The organism is Photobacterium sp. TLY01, from assembly GCF_021432065.1.
In the GTDB taxonomy this organism is placed as follows: domain Bacteria; phylum Pseudomonadota; class Gammaproteobacteria; order Enterobacterales; family Vibrionaceae; genus Photobacterium; species Photobacterium halotolerans_A.
On record NZ_CP090364.1, the window covers coordinates 2,647,707 to 2,667,754 of the forward strand.

Annotated in this window: 17 protein-coding genes; 3 read left to right on the plus strand and 14 right to left on the minus strand. The window is 50.0% G+C overall.

Features of this window, described 5'->3' with window-relative positions; genetic code table 11:
• Window positions 1-29: 29 nt before the first annotated feature.
• The 8 genes from pabB to metE all read right to left on the minus strand — a co-directional run bounded on the left by pabB (window position 30) and on the right by metE (window position 10,194).
• Complete coding sequence (gene pabB / locus LN341_RS12375) at window positions 30-2,075, minus strand: aminodeoxychorismate synthase component I (RefSeq protein ID WP_234203455.1); 2,046 nt, start codon at window positions 2,073-2,075, stop codon at window positions 30-32.
• Window positions 2,076-2,078: 3 nt separating this feature from the next.
• On the minus strand, window positions 2,079-2,411 hold the full coding sequence (locus LN341_RS12380; protein WP_234203456.1) for a chorismate mutase: 333 nt from the start codon (window positions 2,409-2,411) through the stop codon (window positions 2,079-2,081).
• Between the two features lie 112 nt (window positions 2,412-2,523).
• The gene (locus LN341_RS12385) at window positions 2,524-3,768 is read right to left on the minus strand and encodes an aminotransferase class I/II-fold pyridoxal phosphate-dependent enzyme (RefSeq protein WP_046218963.1); all 1,245 of its coding nucleotides are present in this window, start codon (window positions 3,766-3,768) and stop codon (window positions 2,524-2,526) included.
• A complete protein-coding gene (locus LN341_RS12390) occupies window positions 3,765-4,613 on the minus strand; it encodes a HemK/PrmC family methyltransferase (RefSeq protein ID WP_046218964.1) in 849 nt (282 codons plus the stop codon). The genes LN341_RS12385 and LN341_RS12390 overlap by 4 nt, the downstream gene beginning before the upstream one ends.
• On the minus strand, window positions 4,610-6,040 hold the full coding sequence (locus tag LN341_RS12395; RefSeq protein WP_234203457.1) for an FAD-binding oxidoreductase: 1,431 nt from the start codon (window positions 6,038-6,040) through the stop codon (window positions 4,610-4,612). The genes LN341_RS12390 and LN341_RS12395 overlap by 4 nt, the downstream gene beginning before the upstream one ends.
• An 87-nt stretch (window positions 6,041-6,127) precedes the next feature.
• Window positions 6,128-6,757, minus strand: a complete 630-nt coding sequence (locus LN341_RS12400) for an acyl-homoserine-lactone synthase (RefSeq protein WP_234203458.1) — start codon at window positions 6,755-6,757, stop codon at window positions 6,128-6,130.
• A 99-nt stretch (window positions 6,758-6,856) separates the two neighbouring features.
• Window positions 6,857-7,582 (minus strand): autoinducer binding domain-containing protein, encoded by a 726-nt coding sequence (locus LN341_RS12405; protein ID WP_234203459.1) that lies wholly within the window; start codon window positions 7,580-7,582, stop codon window positions 6,857-6,859.
• 338 nt (window positions 7,583-7,920) lie between these two features.
• Entirely contained in the window at window positions 7,921-10,194 is a 2,274-nt protein-coding gene (gene metE, locus LN341_RS12410; protein ID WP_234203460.1) for a 5-methyltetrahydropteroyltriglutamate--homocysteine S-methyltransferase, read from the minus strand.
• Window positions 10,195-10,302: 108 nt separating this feature from the next.
• Between metE and LN341_RS12415 the strand changes: the two genes are divergently transcribed.
• A complete protein-coding gene (locus LN341_RS12415; protein ID WP_046218968.1) occupies window positions 10,303-11,211 on the plus strand; it encodes a LysR family transcriptional regulator in 909 nt (302 codons plus the stop codon).
• Window positions 11,212-11,213: 2 nt separating this feature from the next.
• Here LN341_RS12415 and rimI read toward each other — a convergent pair whose 3' ends face one another.
• The 3 genes from rimI to LN341_RS12430 are packed head-to-tail and all read right to left on the minus strand — an operon-like array spanning window position 11,214 to window position 12,600.
• Complete coding sequence (rimI, locus tag LN341_RS12420; RefSeq protein WP_234205039.1) at window positions 11,214-11,669, minus strand: ribosomal protein S18-alanine N-acetyltransferase; 456 nt, start codon at window positions 11,667-11,669, stop codon at window positions 11,214-11,216.
• Window positions 11,662-12,063: a DNA polymerase III subunit psi gene (locus tag LN341_RS12425; protein ID WP_234203461.1), complete on the minus strand. Its 402-nt coding sequence runs from the start codon at window positions 12,061-12,063 to the stop codon at window positions 11,662-11,664. The genes rimI and LN341_RS12425 overlap by 8 nt, the downstream gene beginning before the upstream one ends.
• A 27-nt stretch (window positions 12,064-12,090) precedes the next feature.
• Complete coding sequence (locus LN341_RS12430; RefSeq protein ID WP_234203462.1) at window positions 12,091-12,600, minus strand: GNAT family N-acetyltransferase; 510 nt, start codon at window positions 12,598-12,600, stop codon at window positions 12,091-12,093.
• A 549-nt stretch (window positions 12,601-13,149) separates the two neighbouring features.
• Between LN341_RS12430 and LN341_RS12435 the strand changes: the two genes are divergently transcribed.
• A complete protein-coding gene (locus tag LN341_RS12435; protein ID WP_234205041.1) occupies window positions 13,150-15,189 on the plus strand; it encodes a bifunctional diguanylate cyclase/phosphodiesterase in 2,040 nt (679 codons plus the stop codon).
• 16 nt (window positions 15,190-15,205) lie between these two features.
• Here the strand turns inward: LN341_RS12435 and LN341_RS12440 are convergent, their stop codons facing one another.
• Window positions 15,206-16,153, minus strand: coding sequence for a LysR family transcriptional regulator (locus LN341_RS12440; protein WP_046218971.1), 948 nt, complete (start codon window positions 16,151-16,153; stop codon window positions 15,206-15,208).
• 135 nt (window positions 16,154-16,288) lie between these two features.
• Window positions 16,289-17,881: an acyl CoA:acetate/3-ketoacid CoA transferase gene (locus LN341_RS12445; RefSeq protein WP_046218972.1), complete on the minus strand. Its 1,593-nt coding sequence runs from the start codon at window positions 17,879-17,881 to the stop codon at window positions 16,289-16,291.
• A 317-nt stretch (window positions 17,882-18,198) separates the two neighbouring features.
• Here LN341_RS12445 and LN341_RS12450 point away from each other — a divergent pair, with 317 nt between their 5' ends.
• Complete coding sequence (locus LN341_RS12450; protein ID WP_234203463.1) at window positions 18,199-19,554, plus strand: GntP family permease; 1,356 nt, start codon at window positions 18,199-18,201, stop codon at window positions 19,552-19,554.
• Window positions 19,555-19,628: 74 nt separating this feature from the next.
• On the opposite strand, the gene LN341_RS12455 is transcribed toward LN341_RS12450, so the two are convergent.
• The gene (locus LN341_RS12455) at window positions 19,629-19,991 is read right to left on the minus strand and encodes a hypothetical protein (RefSeq protein WP_046218974.1); all 363 of its coding nucleotides are present in this window, start codon (window positions 19,989-19,991) and stop codon (window positions 19,629-19,631) included.
• Between the last annotated feature and the right edge of the window lie 57 nt (window positions 19,992-20,048).

Genomic DNA, 20,048 nt, shown 5'->3' on the forward strand with positions numbered 1-20,048 from the left:
ACCCGCACCACCGAATATTACATATTGGCTCAATGTTTTGTCTCCGTGCTAGTTGTTAAGGAATAAAACGGCACACTGGCTTTCACTAAGGTTTCTTCCATCTCTTCAAGAGGACAAGAGGCGGACACGATGGCACCGCCAATGCCAAATTCGGCCATCCCCTCTTTGATCACTGCGGTCCGAATCACGATGCTCAGATTCGTGCAGCCATTCATCCCCACCCAGCCCAGGCTTCCGGCGTAAATGCCCCGCGCAGAAGATTCCAGATCATCGATAATATCCATCGTGCGCCGCTTCGGTGCACCGGTCATGGATCCGCCCGGAAAACACGCTTGAATTGCACGAAACGTCCCAAGATTGGGTTTGAGCTGCCCTTCAATCGTCGAGACCAGTTGATGGACCGAACTGTAAGTTTCAATATCAAAAGCTTTGGGGACATGGACCGTCCCGGGCACACAGATACTATTCAGATCATGTCTGACCAAATCAATAATCATCAGATTTTCTGCCCTATCCTTTTCAGAGCAAGCCAGTTCATGCTTCAGGGCCTGATCCTGAGCTTCGGTCTGTCCTCTGGGGCGGGTGCCTTTAATCGGTTTGGATCTCACGGTACGATTTGAATCAATGTGCAAAAACGTTTCTGGTGAAGCACTTAAGATCGCAAAATCGGGCGTTTTCAGATAAGCCCCATAAGGCACCGGGCTTGCCGAGCGCATCGTCATATAGGCAGAAAGCGCGTCTTGGTGAAAGGGCAGCCGCGCCCGGTTGGTCAGGCAGATTTCATAGGATTCACCGTCGCGGATCTCTTTGAGACAACGATGAATTTTGTCGATATACATTTCTGCACTGTCTTCCAGCGCCAGCGACTGTTCTGGCACCGGTCCGGGCTGAAACAAGGACACATCTTGCGTATGGCTCACTGGTGCAGCGTCCGGATCAAACGTCATTGGCTCCCCCCATAAATGGCAGAGGTAAGCAGTGTGCGCTTGATGATCAAAAATCACTAAATTCTGGGGTAAAAAAAACAGCGCATCAGGTGTGGCAGAACGGTGTTTATTGGGACTTCCCATCAAGGCTTTCAGTTCATAACCCAAATAACCGACCAGACCACAGCCATAAGGCATCAGTGCCTCAGTGTCTGAATCTGGCTTCAAACAAGCCACAATCCGATCCATCAGCTCAAAGTAATCCCCCTGGATAGCACTTTCGCCGCATGGGCCACTCAGATGCAAGGTACGTGTACTGACCTCATAACGAAACACCATGGCTTCATTGGGTTGTCCGCTGCCCATTAACGAATACCTGGCAGACCGCGCATCTGCCATTTCACTGTCGAGCCAGAATGCGGAAGTTTTGCCCGAAAAATAACGCGTAAACATGTCAGCGGCATTCATTGTTCTCTTCAGGGGTTCATAATTCACGACCAATGAAAACGTCCCCGCCGCTTCTTGGATCACGCGTTGTATTTCATTATCGGTGCCAGAATCAGAGCCAGCCCGTTCACCGTGCTTGATCATCTCAATGAAATTACCAATCAGCGTATGCCCGTACTCTGACTCGATCGATTCCGGATGGAACTGGACGCCCCAGATCGGTTTTTCGCGATGCGCAATGGCCATGATCAGCCCATCTTCTGTGCGGGCCGTCACCTCAAGGCACTCAGGAACCTCAGTACATATCAGGGAGTGATAACGAACAACACTGAACGACTGGGGGATGCCGGAAAACAGGCCTTCACCATGATGAAAGATCGGGCTTTTATAACCATGAACCGGTGCAGGCGCATGCGTGACATGACCGCCAAACCGGATATTAATCCCCTGATGCCCCAGACAAATACCCAAAATTGGCATACGGCATTGATCAATGATTTCACCGCAGACCCCAAAATCTTCGTCGCAGGCAGGATGTCCAGGACCCGGTGACAAAATCACACCCGAAAAAGATTCAATGTTTAATGACTCGTATGAGACCGAGTTCGGCACGACCGTCGGCATCACTCCTGTCAGTTCGAAAACATACTGAGCAATATTATTGGTAAAGGAATCGTAATTATCGATGATCAGAATATTCATGGTTCACTTCTCTTTTTCTTCTGACAAGGCTTTGATGATGACAAGTTCCTCTTCACACGTTTCATGGATAATACGCTCGAAAATATCTCCTATGTATGACGGATTTAATTGATAATCCACCGAGAGCGATTTCATTTTATTCAATGTGAATTCAACTCTGTCCTTTTGCATCATCGGGATATTTTCTCGGGATTTAACATTTGCAATTGTTCGGCAAATGTCCATACGACTTGCCAGCAAAGCAATAATCTGTTCATTAATTTCATCCAGCTTGTCTCTGTACGGCTTTAATTCACGAACCACAACTGCATCATTTATCTGTTTATGAACAACCATGCCATCACCTTCGTCTTAAATTTCAAATAAAGAACGCATCGCAGCCAACACACCAATATTTCATTGGTGTTTTATTTGAAGTTGGCTGTTATTCCAGGGATCGAATGTAAAATTACCCAGAAAGGGCATTAAGCTTTGTGGCCAGAAAATCAATCTGCTCTTGGCTATGATTTGCTGAAATGGCAAAACGTAACATCGCTTTATTGGTTTCCACGATAGGATAAAAAACAGGAAACATAATTAACCCTGATTCCCGCAATGTTGCCGCAGCCGATAAACCTTGCTGCTCACTGGCAAAGTAAGCGCCTCTGATGGGTGCTCTCTGTCCGGCGTTCATCATGATGCTTTCAACTTTTTCATCGAATCTGTCGATGTTTTTCCATAACGCAGTTTGTAATTCATCGATTTCAGAAGATAGATGGATCTTCGCGGCAGCCACATTCGCCGCCTGAAGCGGAACAGGCACAGTATGGCCAAACACAAGCGGATTCGCTAATGCCTTCAGCTGTTCATTGTTATAGTCTTTACGCAGCACAATAAAACCGCCTGCACCACCAAATGCTTTACTTAATGAGCCAGCAATTAATGTGTTATTCGGTAAACAATGTTCAAGGTTCTCAAACGCATAACCTGCACCGTATTTCCCTGAAATAGAAATCCCGTGCGCATCATCGACATATAAATACCCTTCGTATTGATTGAGCAATTCAGCCAGCGCCCTGACCGGAAGTAATCCGGACATGGAACCAACACCATCAATCAATAATATCGGCGTTACCCGATCAAGCTGGCATTGCTTTAATGTGGTCGTTAACGATTCAGTATCGTGAGTATCCACCCGGACCACCTGGCCAAACTGACCAAGTAACCCACGCAATACCTGCATCGAGGCATGTGCCGTTTTATCGACCAGCCAGCGAACGGCGGATTTAGTCGGATAGAGATGCATATTGCCACTACCCAATAAAGGCAACACACCTAAATGCGCATTACTTGTCGATGTGAACACAGTCACTGAATTGCCCTGATAAATTTCTTGCAGTAAGTTTTCCAGTTGCGGTAAGTACACCGGGCTCATTGCACTCCGGCTTGCCGATAAATGAATCCCCACATGATGAAGTGCCTGATAAGCGGCCTCAATTAATAATGGATGGGACTCCAATCCTAAATAAGAGCAAGAGATGAATTCGGTATATAACTTGCCATCATCCAAAATAACTTGCTTTCCACATCGCTCCGTCACGATAAATGAGGTGAGTCCCTCACCGGATGCCTGTTCAAAGGCATCCGTTGTACGGGTACTACGGATAGACATCCAATTACTGTCATGCAATGGTTTTTTATCAACACTTGTCATTTTTTTGTACCTAGGGTCATGACTGCAGGCCCAGTCTGATCAGAAAAAAGAGGATCAGTATGAGTGAACACAGACTCAAACTGATATCGGGTGAACAAGTCTTTCACCATGGCGATTTGTGATTCTCCGTGTTCGACAATCACAGTACCGCCAGGCTTGAGTACAGTCTCTGCCAGACGCAGTGAAGCATCGATGATCTCGCTGCCATCCTTGCCTGAGTAGATAGCCTTTTCCGGATGATGTTTTTCCCATTCAGGCAATAAACTCTCTGCCTCAGGGACATAGGGAGGATTTGATATCACAACATCCACACTTTGCCGCTTATCCAGAAAAAATGAGAGGTCAGTAATATCCTTGTTGAGTGCAACAACGCTGCCTTCATCCGCAAGACGATGAATATTACGGCACAGATACTGATACGCGGTTTCATCATTTTCCAGACAATAAACCCTTGTCCCCCGGTGCTGCCGCCATGCTGATATACCAATAGCCCCCGTTCCCGAGCACAAATCGTAAATAACCGCATCAGACGCAACGGGGAGCCGTGTTTTTAGCCATTCAAGCAGCATTGCACTTTGCTGACGCGGCACAAATACCCCGGTTCCGACAACAAACCGGCAATCCATAAAATCACTGTATCCCAGGATATGGCCTAACGGGATGCGATTGGCTCTTTCCTTCAGGTCGGCACGAAAACAAGCGACATCAGATTCAGCCAGCACCTCATCAGACGATACATATTTTTTGACTATCGCTTGAAAATCCCCATAGGGATCCCAGACGCCTGAAGCAATCAGGCTCTGGAGTTCCTGCTGAAATGTCTGTTCAATCTGGGCTTGTTTCATGACCAAGCCTCATAATATTCCGCCAGACGGTCATACATGGACCGGTGCAGATAGGAGAAAGCAACCAGTTCTGGTGGCGGTGTGTAGCTTGGATGGAGGCTTTCAATAAGATCGGCGTAAAAGCCCGTCATCCCTTTGTCGAGTAACGGCAACCAGTAGGGTTTAATGTCCCAGCGGAATTCGTAACCGGTCGCAAACATCTGTTTGACCGTTTCGTTCACTGTGTCTTCTCGGGATAATCCAGGCAATGGCTTGCGAATGGGCGTGAATACGTCCAGATTCATTTCCGGGCGGCGGCCCTGAATTTTGTCGGCCATATACGCAGCCAATAATGGCGACTGGTGCAAGCCGTCACGGTAGGTTCCTGTCGCTAACCACAATCCTTTGAAATGACATTGCCCAATTAACGGATAACCGTCAGCCGGAATCGGCCGGTTCCCGACCTGGATGGCTTCCACTTCAGCATCATTCAGATCAAGGTGTAACTGGTCTAAGGCACACCCCAGCAGAAACTGTACATCAGATATCAGTGCATTTTTTCTGGGTGACTCAGACAAAATATTTGTCGCGCCAATATAAAGCAGATCTTTCTCCCTGGGGACACAATGTAATCCACAGGCAAAGGCCCGGTTTGGCGTTCTGATGACACTGTCAGGTACCTGGTGCCCAGGTTTTAACCTCGCCAAAATAGAAACACCGTATCCTGCAAACATAGGCGGGATACGTTTTTTGACTTCCGGATAGGCATCAAGTAAATCGAGCGAATGAACGCCCGCAGCAATCACAACATTGTCTGCTGAGATCAAAGTGCCATCTGTTAATTTCACACCCGTTGCTACATCGGCTTCCGTTAATATTTCGGCGGCATTTTCATTGATGATTTCTCCGCCTTTCCCCAGAAAAGCAGCATCCAGTTTTTCCAGCAGAAGATGTGAATTGACTGCATTTTCTTCAGGAATATATAAAGCTTGCATCGGACGAACCAAATCATTGGCTTTAATCCAGGGAAGATCAGAAGCCGGAATGTCCTCATAAGGTTCATTGTAGTTCTGTAGCGTTTTTTCAATCGCTTCATAATTCACTGTATCAACTTCAGCCATCCCGGCTGAGTTTAAGATAACATGTGTGCCTTTCGCTGTGAGCAGATTATCATGAATGCCAGACGCTTCAGACAATCTTTCAGACCAGGTTTTCCATTCATTTTTTGCCTGAATATCCATGTCGACTTTAAGTCGGCCATAATCACTGCTGATTAACCCGCTCGTGATTTCACCAAAACAACCGTTCATGGCACCGGCGGCCTTCGATGCTGCATTGGTACGCTTTGTTTCACCGACCCTGACAACCTTTAAACCGCGAGAAGCTAATTCAAAAGCAATGGAGCCACCAATCGCTCCAGCGCCAACAACAATGGCATCATAATTCATTGTTTATTCCCTTATTACGATAAAGTTTATTTAATAAGACAGATGTGATTATTCTGCTGAGTCTGAGATTCAGTCAGTCGCTAATCATTATGAAAGGTGAAAGTTTTCTGATACAGGTAACGCGCGATAGAAAAACAAACCGCCCTTAGCTTCTATGACATTTAAGAAGTCATCGTCATCAAATTGTTCAACGGGAAAAGATAAGGCAATCAGTTTATCTTTCCCTTTTCTATTCACCTTACCCATTCGGTGAAGAATGACCCCTCTTCTCAAAAAATAGCGCTCTATTGCAACGGTCGTCACCGCGACCAAATGCTTAACACCATGCATTCCTGCAAGTTGCATTGCGAATTTAAAAATATCAAAAGGAAGAGATTCCAGTTCATGTCCATATGCCGCATAGCGTGATATCTCCCAAGTCGCTATATCTCTTGGGAGATCACTTTCACATAGATATGGAAATACATCTGAGAGTAAGTAAGGAGAATACGTGGGAATCAGCCTGGCACATCCTACAATTTTATCGTTGTCATTATAGGCAATGACATAGCGTGCAGACTCAGTGTCAAATTCATCCGTCTCAATCCCCTCTTCTGAAGAGGTAATATTCAGATCCCACTTGAGTTGCTTGATAAAAACATCATGTCGGAAACGCCCAAGATCATCTAATTCATTTTTATCAAAATTCAAAAATTGTGTGCATACCAGCCGATACATGCTCTGAGCGCCCCTGTCAAAAGCTAACCTTTTATCGATTCCGCCATACTATAAAGCCCCAAGGTCATCGAGCAACTACCAAAAATGGTGAGGAGACAGTTAAATAATACCTAACGCCGCGGAGTAAGCCGCCGCCAATGTACGATTGGTCGAGCCAAATTTTTTCTGAATGTTTTTGATATGGTAATTCACCGTATTTTCTGAAATACCCAAAATATCAGAGATCGCACTTGAGCATTTACCATCAGCGATCCAGCGCAGAATCTCTTCTTCACGATTGTTGAGGTTAATTTCATTTTGGCACAACGAATCAAGGCCTTCTTTGACACTATTCTCTTCGATCAACTCAATCAGGCAACGCATTTTGAGCTTTAACATCAGTTTGTCATCAGGATTGATGAGCGCATCACTTCTTGAAACCCCCAGCATACACAGTGAATGATCCATACTACGTAATGTCAGAGTCGCACCGATATTGATCCCCCACTCCCTGGCTTCTTCGAAGATAAAGTGAGTCTTAATATGATGGTCATCCTGCCAGATAACAAACTGCTGATCACTGGCTCGGCTTGCAATCGAGGGGTCTTGCTGACAATAGTGTTTATCCTGATAGCGCTTCAGCCACGCCTCCGGATAGGTGCCAAATATACACACTTTTGAACGAGAAAAAGGCACAGCCTGTTTTTTACCGTAAGCAAAGTTATCAAAACCAAGCTTATTGATTTCAAGTGAGACTTTTTTAATAACTTCATTGTTAGTAGTGCAAGACGAAAATGCAGCGTTTACAGACAACCACCAATTGATAAATCCTGTATTTTTATCCATTTCCCTTTCCAAATAAGCCATATAAAGCACAAACATCTACAACAGAGTAATACGTTTATCAAATAGATATTTTTTTATTATGTTTCACTTTGTTTCCAGATACAGTCACTTGAAGTATTCAGTCTGGTGATCAATAGCAGAATGCTACGCCTGCAATTTGAGATTTTCAATTTTTCCTCTGCCCCCCGATAATTACAATTAACTCAATAAATGACACCAAATAAAACAAGCTTCACCGAAATAACAAGACCAGCAGCTTTGATGGTGTTTATTAAAACAACAAAAAAAGCAGCCGGGTCATGACCCGGCTGCTTTTAAGGCGGTGTGAATTTCTTAGATTATTTAGCCCGCAAAGATTTCGCGGCGGCCACCATATTTTGTAATGCTGGCACGACTTCTGCCCACTGGCGGGTTTTCAGACCGCAGTCCGGGTTCACCCATAACCGCTCAGCCGGGATACGCTTTGCGGCTTGCTGCATCAGTTGCACCATCTGCGCTTCAGTCGGAATATTCGGAGAATGGATATCATAGACGCCCGGACCAATCTCATTGGGATACTTGAAGTGATCAAAGGCATCCAGCAATTCCATATCAGAGCGCGAGGTTTCTATGGTGATCACATCGGCATCCATATCAGCAATGGACGCAATAATATCGTTGAATTCGGAATAGCACATGTGGGTATGGATCTGTGTCTCATCGGCCACCCCATTTGCCGTGATGCGGAAAGATTCCACAGCCCAGTTCAGATAGTCCTGCCACTCAGACCGGCGCAGCGGCAAACCTTCACGCAGGGCAGCTTCATCAATCTGAATCACTTTCACCCCGGCTTGCTCCAGATCCAGCACTTCGGCGCGAATAGCCAATGCCAGCTGATAACAAGAAACGGCGCGAGGCTGATCATCGCGCACAAAAGACCAGTTCAGAATCGTCACCGGGCCGGTCAGCATGCCTTTCATGGGCTTTTCGGTCAGTGATTGGGCGTACAAGGTCCAGGCCACTGTCATGGCCGCCGGACGGCTGATATCACCGAACAGGATCGGCGGCTTGACGCAACGCGAACCGTAAGACTGCACCCAGCCAAACTGACTGAAAGCATAGCCGTCCAGCTGTTCACCGAAATATTCCACCATGTCGTTACGTTCCGCTTCGCCGTGAACCAGCACATCGAGATCCAGTGCTTCCTGCTCACGCACCGCACGGGCGATCTCTTCTTTCATCAGGCTGACATAGGTGGCCTGATCCAGCTCCCCTTGCTTGAATTTCAGGCGGGCCTGACGGATCTCGGCGGTCTGAGGAAACGAGCCGATCGTGGTGGTTGGATACGCCGGCAGGCTCAGATGCGCTGCCTGCTTCGCAATACGTTCGGCATACGGACTCTGACGCTGGCCCAGTTGCGGGGTCATCGCTGCCACGGCGGCCTGCACGTCAGGATTATGCACCCGGCCGGACTGACGGCGGCTGTCGATAGCGGCCTGATTGGCAGCCAGTTCAGCGGAAACAGAATCGCGGCCATCATTGAGTGCACGGGACAGCACGGCCAGCTCGTCCAGTTTCTGCAGGGCAAAGGCCAGCCAGGACAGAATTTCGGTATCGAGTTTCTGCTCGCTGTTCAGATCAACCGGCACGTGTAAGAGTGAACAGGAAGGTGCCACCCATAAACGCTCACCAAAATCGCGGGCAACAGGCGCCAGCCAGTCCAGCACGGCATTCAAATCTGTCTTCCAGATATTCCGGCCATCAATCACCCCCAGCGACAAAACTTTGTCTGCCGGCAGCGCGGCAATCACAGCGTCCACCTCATTGCGGCCACGCACCGCATCAACATGTAAGCCCTGAACCTGCAAATTGGCCGCCAGCGACAAGTTCTCTTTCAGCTCACCGAAGTAAGTGGCCAGCAAGAGTTTGACCTGACCTTTGTTTAACGTCTGATAGGCTTTGCTCAGCGCCTGCTGCCATTCAGCGGAGAGTTCAGTCACCAGAATAGGCTCATCAATTTGCACCCATTCGACGCCGTTGTCGGCCAGCAGCGTCAGCAGTTGCTCGTACACAGGCAGCAGCTGGTCAAGTAAATCCAGTTTGTTCGAATTGTCTTTTTCCTTACCGAGCCACAAGTAGGTTACAGGGCCGATCAGCACAGGTTTGGCAGCGACGCCCTGCGCTTTGGCTTCCGTCAGTTGCGCCAGCAGACGCTCAGGGTTGAGCGCAAAACAGGTATCGGCGGTAAATTCAGGCACGATATAGTGGTAGTTGGTATCAAACCATTTGGTCATCTCACCGGCATGCACACACTGACAACCGCTGTCGTTGGCCGAACGGCCACGAGCTACACGGAAGTAGTTGTCCAACTCGTCACCGGCCAGATCTTTGACACGGCCCGGGATATGGCCGAGTGTAAAGCTGGTATCCAGCACCTGATCATAAAAAGAGAAGTCGCCAACCGGGATCAGATCGAGTCCAGACTGCTGCTGCCAGTGTTTTTGCCGCAAGCCAGCGGCCAGTTCAGTCAGCTCGCTTTGGCTGCTTTCACCTTGCCAGTATTTTTCCAGTGCGAATTTCAGTTCACGGTGAGCGCCAATGCGCGGGAAGCCTAAATTATGAGTTTTAGCCATCTGTACGTCCTCCAAAGTTATTGAAGACATCTTATGGCTATCTTGTAATGAATAAAAATGGCATTATTTCATTAATCAATGAATTCTAATCATGAGTTAAGGATCAGAATGATCGAGAGAAGCCATCTGGCGATTTTGCGCGAAGTACACAGGCTCGGCTCGCTGACAGCAGCAGCAGAGGCACTGTATTTAAGCCAGTCAGCACTGAGCCACAGCATGAAAAAACTGGAACAGCAGATGGGGACCCCCGTCTGGACCAAATCTGGCCGAAACCTGCACTTTACTCAGGCAGGGGATTATCTGCTGCGGCTGGCGGAACGGGTGCTGCCGCAATTTGAGCATGCGGAAGCACAGATGCAACAGTTTTCCAAAGGCCAGCGCGGCACGCTGCGAATTGGCATGGAATGCCACCCCTGCTATCAGTGGCTGCTCAAAGTCGTGAATCCTTATCTCAAAGCCTGGCCGGATGTTGATGTCGACGTGAAACAGAAGTTCCAGTTTGGCGGTTTAGGTGCGCTGTTCGGGTATGAAATCGATGTGCTGGTCACGCCGGATCCGTTGCTGCGGCCTGGGATCCGCTATATTCCAGTGTTTGATTATGAACAGGTGCTGGTGGTAGATGCGAACAGCCCTCTGGCACAAGCTGAATATATTGCGCCTGAGATGTTGCTGGATAAAACCCTGATCACCTACCCGGTCGAGCAAAGCCGACTGGATGTGTACAACCAGTTTCTGACACCGGCCAAGTGCAGCCCGCGTAAGCATAAGCTGATTGAAACGACGGATATTATGCTGCAGATGGTGGCGGCCGGACGGGGCGTGGCAGCATTACCCAAATGGCTGGCCAAAGAATATGAAGAGAAAATGCCGGTTGTCGCTGTTCGGCTGGGGGAAAACGGCATTCACAAGCACATTCATCTGGGGGTCAGGGAAACGGATTTGGACATCGATTACCTCAGTGCGTTTATCAGCCTGGCGGACTCTCTGTCTGAACACCAAGCACCGGCAAGCCTGTAGCCTCAGAGTTGGGCTTTCATGATCAGCGCATCTTCGCGGCAGTGAGTACTCACCGTGCTGTCGGCACGGTAATAATCCGGCCGGCGACTGACCAGCTCAAAACCATGGGCCAGATATAACTGGCTGGCCCTGATGTTGCCGGCCCGCACTTCCAGCCAGATCTCCTGCCCGCCGGCCGCTCGGGCGGCCGAGACAAACGCCGCCAGTAACTGACGCCCTAGTCCCTGTCCCTGCCACACAGGATCAACAGCAATATTCAACAGGCTTACTTCACCGGCCACGGACTGGCCAAAACAGTAGCCCGCGACCTTACCGTCAACCAACATCACCAGGTTCAGGGCAATCCGGGACGGCGTTTCCCTGATCTGGCTTTCTGTCCAGGGAAACGGGTGCGCACGCTGCTCAATCGTCCACACCGCATCCAGCTGCGCTTCTGTCATCGGCAGGAATTCAATCATTGAAGGCACAGATTTGCTGCCACAATACTTTCTTGCTGGCGGGATGATCATGCATCTGCCGCAGCGAGGCCGAGTGCAGAATCTGGCAATCAGAGGGTTCAACGCCCTGACAACCGGCAAACCAGCACCAGGTCAGATGATGTTCGCCCAGTTCAGACAAAGCGTGGGGCGGCAGCGTTAATGCCTGCTCCGGACTGAGCTTCATGCTGCGCAGAATATTGCCGAACAGCCAGGCATCGTGTTCATCCATCTCGTCTGGAGTTACCAGCAGCAACTGGCAGCTATCGGGCAAATCAATCACAGACTGAGCCCAAGCAGGAAAACACTCTGGTTTTCTGATTTGCCAGTGGGTCAGTCCCATTTCCTGCAATAGCTGCATGTCTCTTTGTTGCATCACGTATTTACCGCATTTCATGTTCTGTCAGGCCGGGAGCACTGAAAACGGGGCGCTGTATTCTACCAGCCCTTGATGACCGCTCAGGGCAGGTGGCAGTAATTCCTGAACCATAAAAGCCTCTTCCGGCACCGCCCAGCTGCAACGCAGACCGTGTTCCGCTGCCGTCACATAGCCAGCTTTACGGTAATAACTGTGGTCACCCAAAACCACCACCACAGGATAACCCAGCTCTGCCAGTATTTCGGCACCTTCTCGCATCAGCGTCTGGCCGATCCCTTGCCCGCGATATTCCGCTTTGACGACAAGTGGCGCCAGCCCCTGCCAGCCTAAGTCCTGGCCGCCGACGGTCACCGGGCTGAAAAAGATATGGCCGACCACCTCACCTGCCTCATTGCATGCCACCAGCGATAAGGTCATATGGCCATTTTCACGCAGGGTCATGACCAGATCCGCTTCCGCTTCTGTATCAAAGGAGTGACGCAGCAAAGCATCGATCGTCAAAATGTCCGCCGGCACTTCAGTTCGAATCAGCATAGTTATCCTCGAAAAGACAGTCATCAGACCGTCATTGGATGGTGCGGTTATCCGCCCTATTTATCCGGCCCTATTTTGCGGCCAGGCTACCGGGATAACAACCTCTTTCTCGCCCGCTGCAGTTCGGCCCCAGAAACTGGATATAAGCACAGATTCATAACAATGATAGATGCTCTGCAGCCACGGCTCCGACCGGAATTACATCCGTCAATCAATCCGCGATTTGTATTTGTGTCACTGACAGGGCAATGAAAAGCCACAAGGACTGGCAATAACCTGATATTTTTCTCTTTTTATGGATTAAAGTAAAAAACGAACCGCTGAAACAATCTGATTTTCAAACATGATGTGAGACACATCGACCACCATGCCACCGGTTTGTTTTTTGTAACTTGTATCAACAAATCCATTTTTTTACATTTCAAATCAAAATTTTCTCATGAAAATAGGAATTTTTGACAATCCGACATTTTCTGACGTTATATTACGGGTACGACTTACCCAGAAAGGGACATCCGAGCGATGTCAGCAGTAACAGACAATTTCGCCATGCCGACTGAATTCATCAACAATTGGTTTTTTCAACTGACAGGCAATAGCCCATTCCTGTTCGCCATTCTGGACAAGCAACACCACTATGTCGCGGTCAATCAGCACTACTGCCAGCTCAGCGGCCTTAGCCGGGAAGAACTGGTGGGTCGCCGTGACAGCGACATACTCGGTGAGACCTTTTATCACACCCTGCAGCCCTACTACGAACGCGCCCTGAACGGGGAGTTCGCGGAAGGGGATGTGATTCTCAACGAACACAGACATCACACCTGCCTGCATTTCTGTGTGTCACCACTGCGCGATGAGACAGGCCAGATTACCGGCCTGGCTCTGCATGCCATTGACACCTCTGAACGCTTGCACCTGGCCAACGCCATCGCTGAACGAGAAGACCACTTCAATCAGCTCAGCCAACTGATGTCCGATGGCTGCTTGCTGATCGAAAGAAACCTGGTGCTGTCTGCCAATCCGATCGCTGCTCATCTGCTGGGATTTGCCTCGCCGGATGACATGACAGGCCAGGATTTAGGGCAGTTGTTAATCGACAGCAGAAATAACCGTCCTTTTGGCGAACAACTGGCCGGGCTGAGCAACGGCAAAGCTTACCACTGCCTAACCAGTCAGCTGTGTCCGGTTGAAAATGTACTGACGCTGACCCTGAAAGATACTCAGGTGGTTGGCTCCCCCGCCAGCCTGGTTGTCCTGAGGCAACCACAGACAGCACAAGTCCAGCCTGAACAGGTGGAGCAGCTGATACATACCGATCCACTCACAGGTTTGTATAACCGCCATGGTTTCAGCCGTCGTCTGGAGCAAATGATCAACCGGCAAACGCCATTAGTCATGCTGTATCTGGACATCGATAATTTCAAAAACATCAACGATTCGCTGGGTCATCACATTGGCGACCGGGTGCTGCAGGAAATTTCTCAGCGCCTTCGGCAGCTGCTGCCGGAAAATGCCGTGATCGGTCATCTGGGCGGGGATGAATTCGGCATTCTGCTGCCGGACCCCATCCATGCTGAAATTGGTGAGCAGGTCTCCAGGAAAATTATTGCCCTGGTGAATCAGCCGTTTGACCTGATGCACTTTAGCAAACATCTGGCCTGTTCGATCGGGATGGTCAACTACCCCGGTAATGGCAGTGATGCGCGCTTGCTGTTGCAGCATGCCGATACCGCGATGTATGAAGCTAAAAATCGCGGGCGCAACCGTCTGGTCACCTTTGACGAAACCATGAACAAAGAAGCCAGAATGCGCTTGTGGCTGGAAATTGAACTGCAGAAAGCGTTACAGAATAAAGGGCTGGAGGTTTGGTATCAGCCCAAAGTCAGTGCCCGGGATTTCTCGATTCACGGCGCTGAAGCCCTGGTGCGCTGGAAACACCCGATTGAAGGTTACATCAGTCCGGCGCAGTTTATTCCGGTTGCAGAACGTTCCGGCCTGATCGAGCAACTGGGGCAGGTGGTGATGAAAGAAGTCTTCACGACGGTCAAATTCTGGAAAAAGCAGGGGATGCTTCAGGGCAGAGTGGCCATCAACCTGTCGCCGCAGCAATTTGGTAATCCCAACCTGATTCAGTATGTCTCCGACTTGCAGCGAACAACCGGTGTCAACCCGGATGACATCACTTTCGAGCTGACTGAAAGTGCCATGCTGGGAGAAAACGAACACACCATACAAATGCTCAACGCCATCAAAAAACTGGGATTTGCCCTGTCGATTGATGATTTTGGGACCGGTTACTCTTCTTTATCCTATCTGGCCCGGTTCCCGCTGGACGAGCTTAAAATCGACCGAGCCTTCATCAAGGATCTGGAAACGGTTCCCAAGCAGTTGACCCTGATCGAAAACATTATCAATCTGGGGAAGTCACTGAATATGAGTGTCGTCGCTGAAGGTGTGGAAACACAACAACAGGCCGCCCTGCTCTCCAATCTCAATTGCGATTACATTCAGGGCTTTCACTTTTTCCGCCCGCTGCCGAAGACTGATCTGGAAACTATCCTGATGAAAAACTTCCGCGGCAGATATTAAGCCTGACGCACAGTCATTACGCCTGCTGGGCCACAATCTCTTCTGTCCTGCGTAGCAGGTAATCCTTAAACGCCTGACATCGAGCCGGCATCGGATGCCTGGGGCGAAAGTACAGATTGATATCAAACTGGCTGGCCACATAATCAGTCAGAAGCACAGTTAATGCACCAGACGCCAGAGCATCCTTAATCACAGAATGTGGCAAATAGGCGACACCGGCCCCTCTGATTGCCATATCGCGCAGTATCTCACTGTTATCGCATTCAAGCGCATCGCTGATCGCCACAGCGCGGTTCATGCCATTGAAACGAAAATACCAGCGATTGCCGCCAACCAGTGAGCTGGCATACAGGCAGCGATGCGCCCTTAAATCTTCCGGTTCCATAGGTCTGCCGCACCGTGCCAGATAAGCAGGCGACGCGCAGGCGTATAAAGGCTCACTGAGCAATAACCGGCGGATCAGTAAAGAGTCTTTCTCTTCCGTTTCCCGGTTCGTCGCTTTGGCCCGGATAATAAAATCCACATGTAACGGATCCGTTTCCCCGGCTTCAATGAACAAACGAAAGTTCACCTGCGGATGCATTTCCATGTATTCCGCAATGATTTCACGCAGATAATAGCTCGCGTACAGTGGTGTCGACGAGATACTGATAATACCCCGTTGTTCATCCGCCATACTGCCCACTTCAGCGCAGATGGTATCAATTTCGGGTAACAGGGAAGAAAAACGGCGATATAACATCTCTCCTGCATCAGTCGGCACAAGCTGGCGGGTACTGCGCTTGATCAGTTCAACGGCCATCAACCCTTCCAGCTCCTTGACCCACCGGCTGGCCGCCGCCGCTGAGATGCCCCACACTTCCGCCGCTTCGCGAAAAGAGCCGTGTTGAATCACCGAACAAAAAAACACGATTTTGTCTAACTGTTGCTGGCGGGGATTAATCCCGACCAGTGACTGAGTCATAGCAGATTCCTTATACGTTGAGCTCTCCGGCATCTTGATCAGACAAGACTGGGATGTATGAGTTTCCATAATACCTGCGCCATTCTGGCTTCACTAATACCGACAGCTCGTCTTACAGCTTGCTTCACAGTCTTATCATCCACATCCCGCAATTGAAGTGTTTTTCTGCCCAAACCGGGGAGAGAAAATCTCTGCCGGCATCAGGGACAGACCGGGGTCCATCACAGGCGTGAATGACATATGCGCCAGAATATCCCGCTCCAGATCCACACCCGGGGCAATTTCTTCCAGGACCAGACCTTGTGGCTCAAGCCGGAACACGGCACGTTCTGTAATATAGCGCACCGTTTGCCGGGTCTGGACGGCCCGTGCAGCAGAAAAGGTAATTTGCTCCACGGTCTCGACAAACTTATTCTGCCGGCCTTCTTTCAGAATCGCCAACTCACCGTTCCTGACAGCAACCTCTAACCCGGCAGCGGTAAATGTACCGCAGAAAAACAGTGATTTTGCATGCTGGCTGATGTTGATAAAACCGCCGCAGCCCGGCAATTTATCGCCGAAGCGGGACACATTGATATCCCCTCGGGCAGAGCACTGTGCCAAGCCGAGAAAGGCCTGATCGATCCCGCCGCCATCATAAAAATCGAACATCTGATCCTGCGTAATAATCGCCTGAGGATGTCTGCTGGCACCGAAATCCAGGCCGCTGGCAGGCAGACCGCCGATAGCGCCGGGTTCGACGGTGAGTGTCATACGACCAAGCATACCCAGTTTTCCTGCGACAATGGCAATGTGTTCCGGCACACCAATGCCCAGATTCAGCACAGCGCCGGGGGTGAGCTCCTGCGCAGCACGGCGGGCAATAATGGTTTTGGCATCCAGTTGATCCGGCCCGCTGTCGCCCACGGTACAGCCTGACGGTTGCGTCCCTGCACGGGCCCGTCCGACAAAATCAGGGTTAAAACGGGTGGCAAAAGTCTGCATGTGTTCCCCGTCATCATGGCAAAGCACAATCGCGTCAACAAAAATACCCGGAATTTTAATGCTGTGAGGATCGAGTGTGCCCGCCGGCACCACACGCTTGACCTGGACCACCACTTTGCCGCCCTGATTGCGGGCGGCCTGGGCTGCAGCGAGATTTTCCACCACCAGACACTCATCTTCCATGGTGATATTGCCATTTTCATCGGCCGTTGTGCCGCGCAAAATCGCCATATCCACAGGCAAGCGCTGGTAGAACAGGTATTCTTCGCCATTGAGATTCAGCACAGAGACTAAATCTTCACGGGTTATCGCATTAATTTTACCGCCTTCCAGTCGGGGATCGACAAAGGTACCCAGCCCGGTTGTGGTGATGGTGCCTGGTTTACCGGCTGCCGTATCACGCAAAAGGTGTGAAATCACGCCCTGGGGCAGATTGTATGCCTCAATCTCATTGCTCAGTGCCAGTTTCTGTAAATCAGGCACCAGCCCCCAGTGACCGCCGATCACCCGCTTGACCATACCGGGCCTGGCCAGATGATTCGCTGCGCGTCCTTGTCCGTCCCCCTGCCCAGCCGCAAAGATCAAGGTCAGATCACGGGGAGAGGCATCATTGCCGTAACGATCACCTAAAGCCCGGATGATCGACTCTGGCACCACAGAACCAATAAATCCCCCCAGCATGACGGCCTGCCCGTCAGTAATCCATGCCGCCGCTTCTTCAGCCGTAAGTTGGGTGACTGCCATGTGCAACTTCCTTTTACCGTGCAATTGCCTGAAGTGTATGAATCCCACCCCCTGGCTTTAATAGCTACAGATGAAATTGTGTTTTTCGAAACTGGCCGCAACCCTGCACAGTCACACGCTAAGATGTTGATATAAATAAAAAACTGGGTTATCAGTTAACACAAATGAGGCTATTTCTCCGTGAGATAGCATGATGTCGCTCGCACTTTACCGGTGAATATAAAAATTGGACCGACCAGTGATGTTTTCAATCGCTTCTCAGACGTCTAGGATGTTAACGACCTGTTACAACTATAACCATCAAACGGAGAGAAAATATGGATGTTGCTGTGATACTGCTCACGCTTGTGGGTTTGATGTACTTTGCCTACCGAGGCGTGTCAGTTCTGATCCTTGCCCCCATTTTAGCCATGGCCGCTGCACTGCTGACCAGCGACTTCCCTTTTCTGTACGCGCTATCGAATGTCTTCATGCCGGCTGCGGCGAATTACATCAAGCTCTACTTCCCGATTTTTATCGCTGGCGCCATCTTCGGCAAGCTGATGGGTGCTTCCGGAGCCGCCCGTGCTTTATCCCGTTTTATCATTCAGCATCTAGGCACCAAACACGCAATCTTGTCAGTGGTACTGGCGACCGCTTTGCTGACATACGGCGGTGTTTCACTCTTTGTCGTGGTCTTTGCCATGTATCCGATTGGTGCGGCCACTTTCCGCGCGGCTGGCATTCCGAAACGCCTGCTGCCAGCGGCCATCACTCTGGGGGCTTTCACCTTTACCATGACGGCACTGCCGGGCACGCCGCAGTATCTCAACACCATGCCAACCATCCCCTTTGGCACCACGATTTACGCTGCACCGGCACTGGGTTTGCTGGCCGGTACGATGATGCTTGTACTAGGAATACTGTGGATCAAATACCGGGCGCAGAAAGCCATGGCTGCAGGTGAAAATTACGGCGACCATGATGAGAGTGATAAAGATCTGGACGACAGCTCGGCAACCCCAGGCGTTTTCATGGCACTGGTACCAATTCTGCTGGTCTTTGTCATCAACTTTGCGCTGACCAATTTTTACTTCAAATCGCCCGCGGTGATTGCCGAGTATGAAACACTGGATACCCGAATCAATGGCACCTGGCCTGTAATTATCGCGCTGGCTGTCGCCATTGTTTTCATGCTGGTGAGCTATCGCCGCTATTTGTTTGATACCAACAAACATGTATTTGACGGTTCGGTCGGCTCTCTGCTACCGATTTTCAACACGGCTTCTGAGGTCGGTTATGGGGCTGTGATTACCGCGCTGTCTGCTTTCGTGATCATCAAGGCAGGTATCGCCGCCATTGATATCCCGGATCTCTTCAAAGTTGCACTCACATCGACCAGTCTTGCCGGGATTATTGGTTCATCATCAGGCGGAACAGGCATGGTGCTGGCCCTGCTGGGCAATGATTTTCTCAATACCGGAATTAACCCTGAAGTACTGCATCGCGTGGTCTTGCTGGCCGCGGGCGGTTTAGATACGCTACCGCACTGTGGTGCTGTGATTACCTTGCTGGCAGTTTGCCGCCTGACGCACAGACAAAGCTATGGAGACATTGCCGTGGTCACGATGGCGATTCCGCTGATGGCAGCCTTTACTGTGATAGTGGTCCATCTCAGTACCGGCCTGGTCTGACAGTCCCAGATCAACAACGCCCCGAATAATGCGGGGCGTTGTGATTCGTTAGTTTTCGGCAATATTTGACGCTGCTATTCGCTGTGACAAGGCTGAATATAGATCGCATCTGACGGAAAACGGCCATCCTGGCTGGGATGCTGGCGGTGTAACCGGCACAAGTCCTGAAAAATACTGATCGCTGTGACTGTAAAAGGTTCTGCCTGCCAGCGATCATCCTGCTTCACCTCAATCATCACATCGTCTCCCTGGCTGACATGCTCAGGCAAACGAATATCGTAGGTATGGCTAAATGCCAGCAACCAGTAGCTATCGATGGTCACCAGGCGGCCTTCTCCGGGTGTCGATACCGAATCAACATAATCCAACTGCTGGGCTTTAGCAGTACTGATCGTCAGCATTGCAATCAAGGTGAAAGCGACATAAGGCTGAAACATAACCGCCACCTGCAGAACACTCGTTCTAACACTATAGTGATTGCAGCTGGTCAGTAT

What these genes read in the sequence shown, in the direction of transcription:
- LN341_RS12400 (WP_234203458.1), bottom strand. Translation starts at nt 6,757, where the DNA reads ATGTATCGGCTGGTATGCACACAATTTTTGAATTTTGATAAAAATGAA.
- LN341_RS12445 (WP_046218972.1), bottom strand. Translation starts at nt 17,881, where the DNA reads ATGGCAGTCACCCAACTTACGGCTGAAGAAGCGGCGGCATGGATTACT.
- pabB (WP_234203455.1), bottom strand. Translation starts at nt 2,075, where the DNA reads ATGAATATTCTGATCATCGATAATTACGATTCCTTTACCAATAATATT.
- LN341_RS12395 (WP_234203457.1), bottom strand. Translation starts at nt 6,040, where the DNA reads ATGAATTATGATGCCATTGTTGTTGGCGCTGGAGCGATTGGTGGCTCC.
- LN341_RS12380 (WP_234203456.1), bottom strand. Translation starts at nt 2,411, where the DNA reads ATGGTTGTTCATAAACAGATAAATGATGCAGTTGTGGTTCGTGAATTA.
- LN341_RS12390 (WP_046218964.1), bottom strand. Translation starts at nt 4,613, where the DNA reads ATGAAACAAGCCCAGATTGAACAGACATTTCAGCAGGAACTCCAGAGC.
- LN341_RS12455 (WP_046218974.1), bottom strand. Translation starts at nt 19,991, where the DNA reads ATGTTTCAGCCTTATGTCGCTTTCACCTTGATTGCAATGCTGACGATC.
- LN341_RS12415 (WP_046218968.1), top strand. Translation starts at nt 10,303, where the DNA reads ATGATCGAGAGAAGCCATCTGGCGATTTTGCGCGAAGTACACAGGCTC.
- LN341_RS12450 (WP_234203463.1), top strand. Translation starts at nt 18,199, where the DNA reads ATGGATGTTGCTGTGATACTGCTCACGCTTGTGGGTTTGATGTACTTT.
- LN341_RS12440 (WP_046218971.1), bottom strand. Translation starts at nt 16,153, where the DNA reads ATGACTCAGTCACTGGTCGGGATTAATCCCCGCCAGCAACAGTTAGAC.
- LN341_RS12425 (WP_234203461.1), bottom strand. Translation starts at nt 12,063, where the DNA reads ATGCAACAAAGAGACATGCAGCTATTGCAGGAAATGGGACTGACCCAC.
- rimI (WP_234205039.1), bottom strand. Translation starts at nt 11,669, where the DNA reads ATGATTGAATTCCTGCCGATGACAGAAGCGCAGCTGGATGCGGTGTGG.
- LN341_RS12435 (WP_234205041.1), top strand. Translation starts at nt 13,150, where the DNA reads ATGCCGACTGAATTCATCAACAATTGGTTTTTTCAACTGACAGGCAAT.
- LN341_RS12385 (WP_046218963.1), bottom strand. Translation starts at nt 3,768, where the DNA reads ATGACAAGTGTTGATAAAAAACCATTGCATGACAGTAATTGGATGTCT.
- metE (WP_234203460.1), bottom strand. Translation starts at nt 10,194, where the DNA reads ATGGCTAAAACTCATAATTTAGGCTTCCCGCGCATTGGCGCTCACCGT.
- LN341_RS12430 (WP_234203462.1), bottom strand. Translation starts at nt 12,600, where the DNA reads ATGCTGATTCGAACTGAAGTGCCGGCGGACATTTTGACGATCGATGCT.
- LN341_RS12405 (WP_234203459.1), bottom strand. Translation starts at nt 7,582, where the DNA reads ATGGATAAAAATACAGGATTTATCAATTGGTGGTTGTCTGTAAACGCT.